Consider the following 14,175-nt stretch of genomic DNA (forward strand, 5'->3'; position numbering starts at 1 on the left):
CATAATTAAATATGCTTTAGATATAAAATGCTGGCTTTTTGATTGTTTAAACTATATAGTAATATGTTATTTTCACAATCATAATTTACTTGAGTTGCTTCTAAATACTGTAGAAAATGCTATAATATTAAACTAGACAGGCCAATTAATGAAAAAATTATTGACAAAAGCCAAAATCTACTTACTATCTTAGATTCGCTCCACCCTATTTGTTCAAAATGGTGATGTATAGGTGCCATTTTAAAAACGCGTTTTCCTCCCAAATATCTAATGGAATATATTTGAATTATAGCTGATAAAGCCTCTATTACAAATAAGCCTCCAATGATACCTAGCCTGATTTCATTTTTACTAATTACACTGATTATACCAATGGCACCGCCAAGTGATAAACTACCAACATCTCCCATGAATATTTTGGCTGGCTGAATATTATACCATAAAAACCCTAAACTTGCTCCAATTATAGCAGAACATAATACTGTTAGTTCTGAAGCTTGTTGGACATGCAAAATTTGCAAGTGATTAATATTAATATATTGCGCATTGTCAGCCAAGTAACACATTAGTCCTAGACAGAAAGCTACTATAATAATTGGCACAGTAACCAATCCATCTAGTCCATCAGTTAAGTTTACTGCGTTCGATGATCCAATAATTATAAACAAAGCAAAGGGAATATAAAATATAGACAAATCAATAGTTAATTTCTTAAAAAAAGGAATTATTAAATGATTTGCTATTTCTGAGTCTAGATTATAGTTAACAATCATACAACAAATTACACTTACCATAATTTGGCTAATCAATTTGTAAGTAGCATTAATACCTTTTGTATTTTTCTTTGTTACTTTCTGATAATCATCAATTAATCCTAAAATTGCTAAACTAAGCATTACAAATATGGTTGTTAGTACATAAATATTTTTGTAATCAGCCAGCATTAAGGTTGATATTATTATTGAGAATACAATTGCAATTCCTCCCATTGTCGGCGTACCAGCTTTAGCTATATGACTTTTATGCCCAAGGTTTCTAATAGGCTGTGCTAAATTTTTCCAATACTTAAAATATTTAATTAGGATAGGAATTAGAGAAAATGATATACTAAAGCTTAGTAATATAGCTATTCCACTTCTTACTATAACATTATAAAAAATATTAGAAATATAACAGCTATTTATATGCGATACGAGTAAATTATATAGCATCTTTTAACATTCCAGATTCAAGTAAATTTTCGATGACTTGCCAAAGCCTCATGCGGTTTGATCCTTTAATTAAAACATAATCTTTATCATGTAGTAATGGCAACAACTGATCAACCGGCAACTCATTAATATTATTATAATGACTAAGCTTAAGTTCAGCGGGTAATAGTTCATATACATTTTTCATTAAAGAGCCAATAGCAATAACATGAATATTGTACTTTTTAATGTAAGTAACAAGATTTAAATGATGTTCTTTAGTATTATTGCCTAACTCTAACATATCACCTAAAATAGCTACTTTTCTTTTAGCCTTAATTTGCCCTAATAGATCTAAAGCATTTTTCATTGATGCTGGATTTGCATTATAACAATCATCTATTATAAACGAAGAGTTTGAATGAAAATTTAATAAATAAATCTTACCTCTGCCTTCATAGTTTCTAAGTGTATTAATTACTTCTGTTACCTTATTTAGATTTATTTTGCAAATATTACTTACTAACATTACTGCAGCAATGTTGAATGCTTGACCATAGCCTAGAATTTGAGTATTAAATTGCCAATCATAACCATTACAACTAATATTTATTACAGATTTTTGGTTATCTGCATCATAATAATAATTTGTAATGTTACTATTAGCTTCTTGGTGTGTTCCAAAGGTAAAGACATTATTAATACCAAGTTTATTAATGTACTCTAACTGCTTAGTGTAAAACATGCTGTCAGAATTAATAACTGCTATACCTTTGTTAACTAATCCATTAAAAATTTCACATTTAGCCTCTGTTAAATGTTCCAGCGAATTAAAAAATTCAGTATGGGCTGAATTAATATTAGTAAGTACAGCAATATTTAATGGTAAAATTTTAACTAATTTTTGAAGCCCACCAGGACTACTCGTTGATAATTCAAAAATAGCATATTCGGTATTAATTGGCACTGATGCAAGATTTAGTAGCATACCAAGTAAATTGTTGAAATTTTTACGACTTGCAAAAGTTTTATAATATGTACTAAACACCTTGAACATTATTTCTTTTGTAGATGTTTTGCCAACGCTGCCTGTAATACCAATAAACGTAGTATTTTTTAACTGCTGACGTCGATAATTTGCTAGCTGTGATAACGCACTCATTGTATTGTTGACTAATATGATTTTATCATTTGCATTGTTATCAATTAACTTGCTTACTATTACTGCATCAGCACCACGAGCTAAAGCATCATTAACAAATTGGTGTCCGTCACCTCCATTTTCAGACTGCAGTGCAATAAATAAATCCCCTGGCTGTATATCTTTAGAATTAAACTGTACAATGCCATTAACATTAACATTAACATTTACTGGCACTCCTAGTGCTGCTGTTAAATCTGCAGCTGACCATATATTGCATTTCATTGGTTACTCATCTTGTTTAATTGTTTTAGATGAAGTTTTACTTGTTCCATGTCGTTATAATTAATTATACGACCTTTTAACACTTGGCGAGTTTCATGACCTTTACCTGCTATAAGTAGTATATCATTGTCGACCATTATACTGATAGCGTATTTTATAGCTTCTCCTCGATTAGGAATTTCAATTGCTGATGGAGCTACTTGCAAAATTTCTTTTCTAATAGCAGCTGGATCTTCATTTCCTGAATCTTGGTCAGTTACTATTACTAAGTCAGATAATTTGCTTGCTACTATTCCCATTTGCATTCTCCTAGCTATCGCATCTCTATTTTCACTGCCACCAAATATAGTTATTAATCTTCCTTTACTATTTAATGTTCGTAGCTCAGTTAGCATTGTTGCTAATGCATTGGGAGTAAGAGCATAATCAACAAAGGCATAACAATTGCCAAATTGAATTTTCTCCATTCTGCCTTTAATTGGTTTTAAATTAGATAGTAACGGTATTAATTTTGCTGAATCAAATCCAGCATTAACAGCTAATAACAAGGCTATTAGTATGTTAGTGATGTGAACCCTGCCTATTACTAGCACTTCAAATTTATAATCGCTATTCTTATACCTAAAATGTACTTTTTGACCATTTAATGAACTTTGAACATTGATAATTTGAATATCACCTTGTTGTTCTACACTTAATAACTTTAGACCAAATTCATCAGTGATTTTAGATTGAATAATTGATAACTCATTAATGTTATTGTTGACTATTGCGATGCCATTACTAACTATATTTTCTTTAAAAAGCTTTAACTTAGCATCAAGATATTTATTCATAGTTTTATGATAATCCAAATGATCACGGCTAAAACTAGTAAATGCTGCCGCTTGAAATTTAATGTCCATTAAGCGGTTTTGATCAAGGCCATGGCTAGAAGCTTCTAATGCTACAAAATTAATTCCATTAGTAGCAAGTTGATGTAGGAGATACCGTGTTTGAATATAGCTCATAGTAGTAGCACATTCAGGTTTTGTCTTATTCTGATTTAATCGCTTATTTAAATGATCATTTGTAGTTATAACTCCTAACGTGCCGATACTAGCAGCTTGCTCACCAGCTAACATACATAGTTGTTGAAAATAATTAACCACTGAAGTTTTACCATCAGTACCAGTTACAGCGACTAAGTATTTAGGAAATTTAGGATATAAGTAATTAACTATATCTTTCATAACTAGTGTAATATTTTTTACTACTATAACATTACTATATGATGTTATATGTGCTTGATCAGTAATAATTAGACTAGCTCCATTTGCTAAAGCAATATCGATAAAATCGTTTCCATGACGAGATATCCCTGGTAATGCAAAAAATATTTGATTAGGTTCTGCTGATTGAGCTGTTATAGCAATGTTTCTTATATTTAGCTTTTTTATAATCTCAATGATATTATTTGATTCCATGATGAGAGTTGTTATTGGTTTTAAGATTCTGAACACTAGTCATTTCTGTATGATATGGCTGTATACCATATAGCGTACCTATTTTAGAAATAATTTTAGCTGCAGCGGAAGTAATGCCATGTTCAGCTGCATTAGTCAATTCGTAAGTTGAATTATTGCTTTTAGGCTCATCAAGCATTAAATATATAATAAATTTAGGTGCTATCGATGGATAAATACCAATAAAAGATGACCTTATACTATTGCTATCATATTTTCTATCTTTAATTTTTTTCGCGGTACCAACCTTTCCGCCAACAAGATATCCAACTACATCACTGTTTTTACTAGTACCATGTTTAACTGCTAAACGCAATAAACTATTAAGTTCTTTTGATGTTTTACTACTCAATATTTTTTGGGATATAAGATTATCATTAGGCGTTCTTTTAATTAGAGTAATAGGATACAAATTTCCTCCATTAACAATAGGAATCATTGCCTGAACAAAATGTAATGGACTAATAGATATACCATAACCATAAGATATTGTTGCTGTTGTAATATTATTCCAGGATGTATTAGCATGATACAATGAATTTGCTTTTTCTGGTAGTTCTATTTTTAATGTCTTGTCTAGAGCTAGCAATTTGAAGTATTTCTTTAAGTTAAATTGTCCAATATCTAATCCAATTTGGACAATACCAATATTCGAGGAATACATAAAAATTTCCGGAACATTATAATATCCTACAAAATTTTTATAATCTTTGATTCTAAAATTATCAATTTTAAAATCTGTAAGGTCATAAGTATTGTTTAGAGTTATAGTTTGAGTATCTAAACCTATAGCAATAGTTAAAGCATGCATAACAGAACCAAGTTCATAAACTCCTAGACTCGCTTTATTAAATAATTGTCTTCCAACTGCTTTAGCTGGGTAATGAGGATCAAAGTCTGGTTTGCTAACTAGAGCTAATATTTCACCATTATTTGGATCGGCTACTATTCCTACTCCGCCTATAGCACTAAAATCTTTAATTGTCTTATCTAGTTCTTTGCTTACTATGTCTTGTATTCTAATGTCAATGCTTAGCACTAGAGGTTTATTTAACTCTTCTTCTTTTAATTGAGAATCATTATTAGATAGATAGTTATGATAGTAGTTCTCTATTCCTGCTAAACCACGCATATCGGTACTAACATAACCTAGTACATGAGATAAAAGATTTCCATATGTATAAACTCTTTTATAATCTTCTTCAAAATCTAAGCCAGGAATTCCTAAATCATACACTTGTTTATGTTGGGTAGGCGTAAGATGACGTTTTACTACAACAAAATTTTTATTATTTTTTAGAGCATGTAAAAGCTTATCTCCATTAATATCAGTAAAAACATATTGCAATTGTTTTACTAATCTTTCAGGAGAACTAATTTTTTTTGTACGAGCTATGATTGAAGGAGCAAATAGGTTTACTGCTAATATATTATTGTTTCTATCCACAATTTCTTTTCTATGCTTAAAATGCATGTTTCTGCTACAGTATGAATATTGGGAATTGTAAGTAGAAAGCTTGATAATTCTAAAAGCAACAACTAGAAAAGCAACTAAAAAGCTTAATATTACAAATAATATTCTAATTCTTAACGTTAAATTAGGCTGATTAGAAAAGAATAAATAATTAATATTAAAACTAGCTGTCCTGAGTAATTCAATAAGCGTTTTAAAGATGCTATTAAATAATGCTTTTAACATTTCTAGTTAGTAGTTATATAGCTTGATTTGCTAATGATGTAACATTCTGTGAGGTGTAGTAAATAGCTAACATATTTTTTCTTCCAAATTTTTAAACTATTACATACTCTTTTCAGATATTGTAACTACCTTAATCATTTATATTTAAACAAATAATTGATGTGTCTTAAAACAATTATCTGAAAGGTAGTAATAATCTCGTTAACTGTTTTTATTAATACCCTCTTCAGTTGATAGTAAATCATCTATCATTTGAGATGTATGAATATTGCGAAGATGTAGATGATTAGTAGATAGTTTTCTTAACCTATCTGGAGCAGTTAAATGAGATAATTCAGCTTTAATAATATTAATATTGTTAACTTCTTCTCTAATCTGTTTATCAATTTGAGTTAATTGATAATTTAAATTATTTACATCATTCTTTATTGTGAATAGGTAATAACCAACAATAAATATCATTATAACAATGGCACAATTTATAATATTCAACATAATTTTACTATTCATTAATTTTTAATGCTGCTCTTAATCTCGCTGATCTAGATCTAGGATTATTGATAATCTCTGTTCTAGTTGGTACTGCTATTTTCTTAGTTAATAAATGTAATACTCCATTTTGTAAAGGTAATTGCTTATTAGTACTATATTTTGATTGAGCAACTTTCTTTACTGCGTTTTGATGCATAAACTTTTTTACAATAGCATCTTCTAATGCATGAAAACTAACTACAATAAGTCTGCCGTTAACAGCTAATAATTCTAAACTTTGATTAAGGAAGTTTTGTATAGCAGATAATTCATCATTGATAAAAATTCTAATAGCCTGAAAAGTTTTTGTAGCTGAATCAATTTTATTCTTTTTATAATAATTGTTATATCCAACGGCTTCTCTAATTATATTGGCTAATTGCAGAGTAGTTGTAATTGGTTTTTTTTCTCTGGCAAGCACAATATGCTTAGCAATTTTATTAGCTTTATTTTCTTCGCCAAACTTGTAAATAATATCAGCTAATTGATGTTCAGAGGCTTCATTGACAAGTTCTGAAGCCTTATATCCTTTTTGGCTCATTCTCATATCAAGCTCAGCATCATAACGAAATGAAAAACCTCGATTAGCAGCATCTAGTTGCATCGATGAAACCCCTAAATCCATTACTATACCGTTTAGTTTTGCTGATTTAGATAAATACTTATTAGCTTCAACAAAATTGTCATTAAAAAAAGTAAATCTATTTGAGTATTGTTGATAAAATTGGCTAGCAATGCTTATTACAGCTGGATCTCTGTCAAAAGCGATAATTTTACAATTACAATTTGACAAAATTAGTTTGCTATATCCACCAGTGCCAAATGTACAATCTAGATATGTCTCATTATCTACTGGGGCTAAATAACTTAGCATTTCTGTAGCCATCACTGGAGTATGAATGTTATTCAATCCAACTGTTTCCTTACCATACTTATTTTAAACTACTAGCAACTACTTAAATGGTATATAATTTATTCTTATTCACTGCCACTAGCCCAAAAATTTCTTACTTTACTTAAGAACCCTTCTTCTGATGCTTCATTAAGCTCTTTATCTAATTTAATCATTAGTTCTCTTTGAGATTTAGTTAAACTTTTTGGTACCTTGATATTAACGTGAACAATCATATTTCCACAGCGATCAGAATGCAAAATTTGCATTCCTTTACCACTAAGTTTTAATTTATGATTATTTTGAGTACCAGCTGGTATCTTAAGTTTTAGTTTGCTTCCTGTTATATCTGCAACCTCTACTTCCCCACCTAATGCAGCTGTAGTGCAATTAATATCAAGCTGGCAATGTAGATCATTACCGTCAACAGAAAAAGTATTATGAGGAATAAGTGTTATGCAAACATATAAATCACCAGTTTTACCTCCTCTACTTCCAGCTTCTCCTTCGCCAGTAAGTTTAATTCTACTACCTTCTTTTACTCCTGCTGGTATCTTAACTTCAAGATTTCTGGTATTAATATATCTGCCTTCACCATAACATTTTGTACAAGGGTTTTTAATGACGTGCCCAGCTCCACGACAGGTTTGACAAGTGTTTTCAAAAAAGAAGAAGCCTTGTTGAGATCTAGTTACTCCACTTCCTCGACATGTAGGACAACTTGATGTGCTATTGTTATCTAAACTACCTTTTCCAGCACAAGCATCACATGTCAGCGCTGTTTTAAAACTTATAATTTTAGTTACACCATAAAATGCCTCTTCTAAAGTTAAAGAAATATCATATTTTAAATTAGCTCCAGCTTTTTTAGAAAAAGCAGTTTTTGATGAACGTCTTGCCCCCATGAAGTCACCAAATATATTTTCAAAAATATCATTTGGATCAATTCCTCCAGTAAACCCATGATGTTGCTGATAATTTCCACCACCACTGTTTTTAAATGCTTGGTGACCTAATTGATCATATGCACTTCTCTTTTTCTCATCTTTTAGTATATCATATGCTTCATTAATGTTCTTAATCTTTTGTTCAGCATTTTTATCTCCAGGATTATGATCAGGATGATACTTGAGAACAAGCTTACGATAAGCCCTTTTTATCTCTTCCTGAGAAGCAGTTCTAGATACTCCTAGAACTTGATAATAATCTAAGTCAGACATATAACATTTATTCTATTGATGACACTTTATAATATATAAACAATTTACTAATACTATAATAGTATTAGTAAATCTAGTAGTAATTTATTACTTTTTATCAATATCTTCATATTCAGCTTCTACGACCTTATCATCTTTGTTACTGCTATTATCAGCTGAGCTTCCATGTGTATTGTTGTTGCCTGTTGCAGCTTGTTCAGCTTGTTGCTTATATATTATTTCTCCAATCTTCATGCTAGCAGTAGTTAATGCTTCAGTTTTAGATTTTATCTCATCTAAATTGTCAGCTTTAATAGCTTGCTGCAGTTCATTCATAATTGTAGTAATATTATTTCTATCACTTTCAGGAAGCTTGTCGCCATACTCTTTAAGACCTTTTTCAGTTGTGTAAATTATGCTCTCAGCTTTGTTTTTTAGCTCGATAGCTTCTTGACGTTTGCGATCTTCGCTTGCATATTTTTCAGCTTCTTGAACCATTTTTTCTATATCATCCTTACTTAGTCCACCAGATGCCTGAATTGTTACTTTTTGCTCTTTATTTGTTGCTAAATCTTTAGCTGAAACATTCACAATTCCATTAGCATCGATATCAAATGTTACTTCTATCTTAGGTTCTCCACGTCTAGCTGGAGGAATGCCTTCAAAATTAAATTGTCCTAGTAATTTGTTATCAGCTGCCATAGCTCTTTCACCTTGAAATACTCTTACTGTTACAGCTGATTGATTATCCTCGGCTGTCGAAAAAATTTGGCTTTTCTTGGTTGGAATAGTAGTATTACGATCAATTAATTTAGTAAATACTCCACCTAAAGTTTCAATTCCTAAAGATAGTGGTGTAACATCCAGTAATAATATATCTTTAACATCGCCTTGTAATACTCCTGCTTGTATTGCAGCTCCAAGCGCTACTACTTCATCAGGGTTTACTCCTTTGTGCGGCTCACGACCAAAAAATTCTTTTACTGTTTCAATTACTTTTGGCATTCTAGTCATACCACCAACTAATATTACTTCATGAATATCTGAAGCTTTTAAATTAGCATCTTCTAAAGCTTTACGGCATGGCTCGATAGTTTTAGTTATCAAATCTCCTACTAATGATTCTAGCTTAGCTCTAGTTAGCTTAACATTAAGATGCTTTGGGCCGCTTGCATCTGCAGTAATATAAGGCAGATTTACCTCCACTTGCTGAGTAGATGATAATTCTTTTTTAACTTTTTCTGCTTCATCCTTTAGTCTTTGTAAAGCAAACGGATCATTTTTTAGATTAATACCATTACTTTTTTTAAATTCATCTACGAGGTAATTTAGTAATCGCATATCAAAATCTTCACCACCAAGAAATGTATCACCATTAGTGGCTTTTACTTCAACTACTCCATCTTCTAAGTTTAACACTGAAACGTCAAAAGTTCCTCCTCCTAAATCATACACTACAACATTTTTACTGCCACCAGCTTTATCAAATCCATAAGCTAGTGCAGCAGCTGTTGGTTCATTAACTATTCTTAGTACTTCTAATCCTGCAATTTGTCCAGCATCCTTAGTTGCCTGGCGCTGAGCATCATTAAAGTAAGCTGGTACAGTAATGACTGCTTTATTTACAGGCTTGCCTAAATAACGCTCTGCTGCAGCTTTCATTTTTTGTAGAATATGGGCTCCAATTTGGCTAGGAGAATATTTGTTGCCATTAGCTTCAACCCAAGCATCACCATTATTTGCTCTAACAATATTGTACGGTACTAATTCTTGATCTTTTTTTACTGTTGGATCATCAAAGGTACGCCCAATTAATCTTTTAGTAGCAAAGAAAGTATTTTTAGGATTAGGTATAGCTTGCCTTTTTGCACTATCACCTACTAAAACTTCTCCATTGGCGGTAAATGCGACTATAGATGGTGTAACTCTGACTCCCTCTGCATTTTCTATTACTTTTGGTTTTTTTCCTTCCATAATTGACACACAGGAATTTGTTGTTCCTAAATCAATTCCTATAGCTACTTCTTTTCCTGACATTTTAATTAACTCCTATGATTAATTTAATAGTTATTCAAGTTATTCACACTTTCAATTAACTCTTGAGAAGAGTTATACACATTAAATGTTTTAAATTTTGTTATAGCACTAGAATTATTCTTAAAGGCTATACTTAACATTTAATAAGAGTATAAGAGAAACTTATTTCTCTTTAGAAATATGCTTTACACACATAAATTATTGTTTATAAACCTATTACATATTATGATATAATATGGCTCAGTTAATTTTACAAGGTATGAAAATCCAAAATTTATTAAATTTTTATCTTTATAAAGTTTAATTATATAAATTTCATGCTTTTTTATAGTATAGTCTAAAATTCTGGATTGATATATTCTAATATCTGTAATCGATCTCAACTGTCTGATTCAATAGTATATTCTGATGGTGTAAGAGCTTGTATTGAGACAGCATGCAAGCCATTTTGAAATTCTGTTTTCAGTAACGAATTAATTAATCTATGCCTTGTTACCTTAGTCATACCATTAAATTTGTTTGATATGATAAGTATATGTATATGTGAAACTTGCTTAGGCCCTAAATATTCAATATGACCTTTATGTAGCGGACTAACATCATTAATTTTCATTACTTCAGGACTAATAACAGATAATTTATCCTGTATTTCTTGTATAGAAGTCATTACTATATATGCTTATTATTTAAATAATATTAAGATTATTGCAAAAATATTCATCTTAACTAGAATTATTATACTTAAAATTGTTCTTTAAAGACTTAATTACTTGACTTTAAATCTTATGTTTACTACCATTGAGATATAATTAAAATGATAAAATACTAGAATTATCATTTAACATCAAGCAAATCTTAATTAGAATATGACAAATGCCAGGTAATAATATACAAAAAAATTTAGCCTTACTAACTGGCAAAAAGGGCGTTATACTTGGTGTAGCTAATTCAATGTCAATTGCTTGGAAAATTGCTGAACTATGCCATACTAATGAGGCTGAAATTGCTATAACATATCAAGATGATAAATTAAAAACACGTATAGAGCCATTAGTTGAAGCAACAAAATGTAGTATGTTTCAGTGCGATGTTAAGAAAACAGCATCTATTGATAAATTATTTGATAATCTAGCAAATAATTGGGGTAAATTAGATTTTTTAGTACATTCAATCGCTTATACAGATAAAGAAGCACTTAAAGGACAATACATAAACACTTCTCAAGAGAACTTTCTTAATACGCTTGATATTTCTTGTTATTCTTTTACTTATTTGAGCAAAAAAGCAGCCGAGCTAATGAAGAGTGGTGGAGACATACTGACTTTAAGTTACTATGGTGCTAAAAAGGTTATACCTTCATATAATGTTATGGGAGTCGCTAAAGCTGCATTAGAAGCTAGTGTAAGATATATAGCAGCTGATTTGGGAGCACAAAATATCAGAGTAAATGCAATTTCATCTGGGCCAATTAGAACTTTATCAGCAAGTGCAATTAGCAATTTTAGTTTAATGCTTAATATGCATCAGTCTTCTGCCCCACTAAAGCGAAATACTACTCAAAATGATGTTGCTAATGCTGCATTATATTTGCTAAGTGATCTAAGTAATAGTATTACTGGGCAAATACACTATGTTGATTGTGGTTATAGTATTATGGGAATAGATAAGTAACTAGCCTTCAGGATAACTCAAGATAGCAGCTATTCTTAGGCTAAACAGGCTACATTTACAATGTATTATAATAGTGTACTATTTAATAGATAATTTTTTGCATTATATAGCTTAATTTGTGAATGAAGTTAGAGATTATAAAATGAAAGAGACAGCATCAAAAAAGTCGTTAAATAAGTAAGATACTATTATCCAATATTACTGTTTGTCGAGTGTCAAATCTTTAATTAATATAGCTTGTATATAAACCTCAAAAATACTTTTATTACAATTGTCATCAAATAAAAAAGTAGCAATAACTTTACCATTATAAAAGCTAGCTATCATAGTTACTCTTCATGTATGCGGGATAAGTTTTTTAACTATAACGCTTGCTACTATATAGCTAATCCACTATAAAACAGTTATAATTGTTTAGCTATGACTAGCTGATTTTTCTGTTCTAAACCAATACGAATGTTTATCTGCTGTTGTTTCTGCAACTGGTTTTAATACTAGCTTGTAAATAGCTTGCATAGTTCTATCTTTCACAGTAGGTATACCAAGCGGTCTTTTCTTACTAAGAGGATATGGATTATACACATGTTGCCTCAAGTTAATTATTGCCTGAGATTTAATATCAAAAGTATTCAAGATTTCTTTATCTATTCCTGCAGTCCTTTTACTTAGAATTTCAATCACTCTTCTAACAGCAAGAGCTTTACCACTAAAAGAGTGAATCAGTAGCCGTTGCGAAGCTTTAACTTTGCCTCATCTACCTTCCTTTGTTGCTTTTACGATACATATCTGATAACTTCTAACAATTCTATTACACTTTTTCAAGCTTATACTGTGACAGCTTATATAGTTAAGCCACTATAAAACAGTTATATTATATACTTTTTAAAAATAGTGTTTACATCATAGTAATAGCTAAACTATTATGACTGTTTTATAGTAGTTTAGCTATATTATTGTCAGTATATGTACTAGCTATGTTTTGATTCATAATGTCTTGATACATTCAGTGTTAAAACTACTTAAGTTATTATAAACGCCAGATTAGGATAAGTGGAAATATGAAATGTTGAGAATAAAAGGTATACAAAGTGAGAATGTTGAGTTATAAAAAAATTTAAATAAACAAGGAATAACCCAACATGAAAAAATGTATTATAACAGTATACTATTTAATAGACAATTTTTGCAAAATATATCACGAGTTGGAGAGAAAGAGATTAATACTAAGTAGGTATAATCAAATGAACAGATGTAGGAAGTTGTCCTTAGCTGAGTTATTAACAATAGCGATATATTTTTATTTATCTCCATGCAAGGATTTTAAAGATTATTATCTATATTACCTGAGTTATAAGTATAAGGGATACTTTTGTTTATCAAGTTATAGTAGAATAATACAGCTATGACCTGGAGTGTTGCTATCACTAGCTGTATTAATGCATTATATGAAAAAGAGAAGAAACAGATATATATTACATCGATTCTACAAAGTTAGCAATTTGTCATAATAAACGTACCTCCAGCAATAGAGTTTTTAACAAAATTTCTAAAATTGGTAAAAGTAGTTATTGCTGGTTCTTAGTCTTTAAGCTTCATCTTATAATCAATAAGATGTTCTATAGGTAAAAGTGCAAAGGTAGATCAAGTATAAGGGAGAAGAAAAGTTAATTTTTTATTAACTTCTACACTTTATAGAACCTACTATTAACTTATGTTAACTTTTATTAATATTTTTAATCAAGCTTCAACTTTAACTATAAATATATTTCCAATATTTGTCAATATAACAAAAAAATTAAAGCAAAAGGTTGACAAAAGGTTGACAGAAAATTTAGGAAATTGGGGGCCAGTTTTTAATCTAGAGGTTAATCTAATGATCGAAAAATATATACAATCTAGGATTGATAAGTGATTTTCAAGTTATATGTATTATGAACAAATTAGTATAAAAATTTGCTATCAAATAAAAAGTATAATATAGATCATCTGTTTAATTAAACGTAATACTTTAATAATAAATATTAA

The 14,175-nt window shown here is 30.0% G+C and carries 11 protein-coding genes and 2 pseudogenes; 3 read left to right on the top strand and 10 right to left on the bottom strand.

From position 1 onward, the window contains the following. Positions 1–119 precede the first annotated feature (119 nt). The 9 genes from mraY to OTBS_RS03305 all read right to left on the bottom strand — a co-directional run bounded on the left by mraY (position 120) and on the right by OTBS_RS03305 (position 11,146). A complete protein-coding gene (mraY, locus tag OTBS_RS03265) occupies positions 120–1,211 on the bottom strand; it encodes a phospho-N-acetylmuramoyl-pentapeptide-transferase (protein WP_011944610.1) in 1,092 nt (363 codons plus the stop codon). Next, entirely contained in the window at positions 1,201–2,616 is a 1,416-nt protein-coding gene (locus OTBS_RS03270; protein WP_011944611.1) for a UDP-N-acetylmuramoyl-tripeptide--D-alanyl-D-alanine ligase, read from the bottom strand. Before OTBS_RS03270 ends, mraY begins: the two co-directional genes overlap by 11 nt. Continuing rightward, positions 2,613–4,082 (bottom strand): UDP-N-acetylmuramoyl-L-alanyl-D-glutamate--2,6-diaminopimelate ligase, encoded by a 1,470-nt coding sequence (locus OTBS_RS03275; protein WP_011944612.1) that lies wholly within the window; start codon positions 4,080–4,082, stop codon positions 2,613–2,615. The genes OTBS_RS03270 and OTBS_RS03275 overlap by 4 nt, the downstream gene beginning before the upstream one ends. After that, complete coding sequence (locus tag OTBS_RS03280; RefSeq protein ID WP_232488886.1) at positions 4,069–5,595, bottom strand: peptidoglycan D,D-transpeptidase FtsI family protein; 1,527 nt, start codon at positions 5,593–5,595, stop codon at positions 4,069–4,071. Before OTBS_RS03280 ends, OTBS_RS03275 begins: the two co-directional genes overlap by 14 nt. Positions 5,596–6,021: 426 nt before the next feature. Beyond that, on the bottom strand, positions 6,022–6,282 hold the full coding sequence (locus OTBS_RS03285) for a hypothetical protein (RefSeq protein ID WP_232488887.1): 261 nt from the start codon (positions 6,280–6,282) through the stop codon (positions 6,022–6,024). Between the two features lie 40 nt (positions 6,283–6,322). Then, a complete protein-coding gene (gene rsmH, locus OTBS_RS03290; protein WP_011944614.1) occupies positions 6,323–7,261 on the bottom strand; it encodes a 16S rRNA (cytosine(1402)-N(4))-methyltransferase RsmH in 939 nt (312 codons plus the stop codon). Between the two features lie 68 nt (positions 7,262–7,329). Next, a complete protein-coding gene (dnaJ, locus tag OTBS_RS03295) occupies positions 7,330–8,463 on the bottom strand; it encodes a molecular chaperone DnaJ (RefSeq protein WP_011944615.1) in 1,134 nt (377 codons plus the stop codon). An 87-nt stretch (positions 8,464–8,550) separates the two neighbouring features. After that, on the bottom strand, positions 8,551–10,479 hold the full coding sequence (gene dnaK, locus OTBS_RS03300) for a molecular chaperone DnaK (protein WP_011944616.1): 1,929 nt from the start codon (positions 10,477–10,479) through the stop codon (positions 8,551–8,553). 379 nt (positions 10,480–10,858) lie between these two features. Continuing rightward, entirely contained in the window at positions 10,859–11,146 is a 288-nt protein-coding gene (locus OTBS_RS03305; protein ID WP_011944617.1) for a BolA family protein, read from the bottom strand. A gap of 206 nt (positions 11,147–11,352) precedes the next feature. Between OTBS_RS03305 and OTBS_RS03310 the strand changes: the two genes are divergently transcribed. Next, positions 11,353–12,150 carry an enoyl-ACP reductase gene (locus OTBS_RS03310; protein WP_011944618.1) on the top strand — a complete coding sequence of 266 codons (798 nt, stop codon included), beginning with the start codon at positions 11,353–11,355 and terminating at the stop codon, positions 12,148–12,150. A gap of 414 nt (positions 12,151–12,564) precedes the next feature. Here OTBS_RS03310 and OTBS_RS03315 read toward each other — a convergent pair. After that, positions 12,565–12,885 (bottom strand): annotated as a pseudogene (locus OTBS_RS03315) (reverse transcriptase N-terminal domain-containing protein); the annotation flags it as partial. Between the two features lie 404 nt (positions 12,886–13,289). On the opposite strand from OTBS_RS03315, the pseudogene OTBS_RS11625 reads away from it, so the two are divergent. Both OTBS_RS11625 and OTBS_RS03320 read left to right on the top strand, forming a co-directional pair. After that, positions 13,290–13,758 (top strand): annotated as a pseudogene (locus OTBS_RS11625) (transposase); the annotation flags it as partial. A 103-nt stretch (positions 13,759–13,861) separates the two neighbouring features. After that, positions 13,862–14,062, top strand: a complete 201-nt coding sequence (locus tag OTBS_RS03320) for a hypothetical protein (RefSeq protein ID WP_011944470.1) — start codon at positions 13,862–13,864, stop codon at positions 14,060–14,062. Positions 14,063–14,175: the final 113 nt, after the last annotated feature.

Source organism: Orientia tsutsugamushi str. Boryong (genome assembly GCF_000063545.1).
GTDB classification, from domain to species: Bacteria; Pseudomonadota; Alphaproteobacteria; order Rickettsiales; family Rickettsiaceae; genus Orientia; species Orientia tsutsugamushi_C.

Excerpts from the sequence above, each read along its gene's own strand:
- mraY (WP_011944610.1), bottom strand. The coding sequence starts at position 1,211 with ATGCTATATAATTTACTCGTATCGCATATAAATAGCTGTTATATTTCT.
- OTBS_RS03270 (WP_011944611.1), bottom strand. The coding sequence starts at position 2,616 with ATGAAATGCAATATATGGTCAGCTGCAGATTTAACAGCAGCACTAGGA.
- OTBS_RS03275 (WP_011944612.1), bottom strand. The coding sequence starts at position 4,082 with ATGGAATCAAATAATATCATTGAGATTATAAAAAAGCTAAATATAAGA.
- OTBS_RS03280 (WP_232488886.1), bottom strand. The coding sequence starts at position 5,595 with ATGCATTTTAAGCATAGAAAAGAAATTGTGGATAGAAACAATAATATA.
- OTBS_RS03285 (WP_232488887.1), bottom strand. The coding sequence starts at position 6,282 with ATGATATTTATTGTTGGTTATTACCTATTCACAATAAAGAATGATGTA.
- dnaJ (WP_011944615.1), bottom strand. The coding sequence starts at position 8,463 with ATGTCTGACTTAGATTATTATCAAGTTCTAGGAGTATCTAGAACTGCT.
- dnaK (WP_011944616.1), bottom strand. The coding sequence starts at position 10,479 with ATGTCAGGAAAAGAAGTAGCTATAGGAATTGATTTAGGAACAACAAAT.
- OTBS_RS03305 (WP_011944617.1), bottom strand. The coding sequence starts at position 11,146 with ATGACTTCTATACAAGAAATACAGGATAAATTATCTGTTATTAGTCCT.
- OTBS_RS03310 (WP_011944618.1), top strand. The coding sequence starts at position 11,353 with ATGCCAGGTAATAATATACAAAAAAATTTAGCCTTACTAACTGGCAAA.
- OTBS_RS03320 (WP_011944470.1), top strand. The coding sequence starts at position 13,862 with ATGTTAACTTTTATTAATATTTTTAATCAAGCTTCAACTTTAACTATA.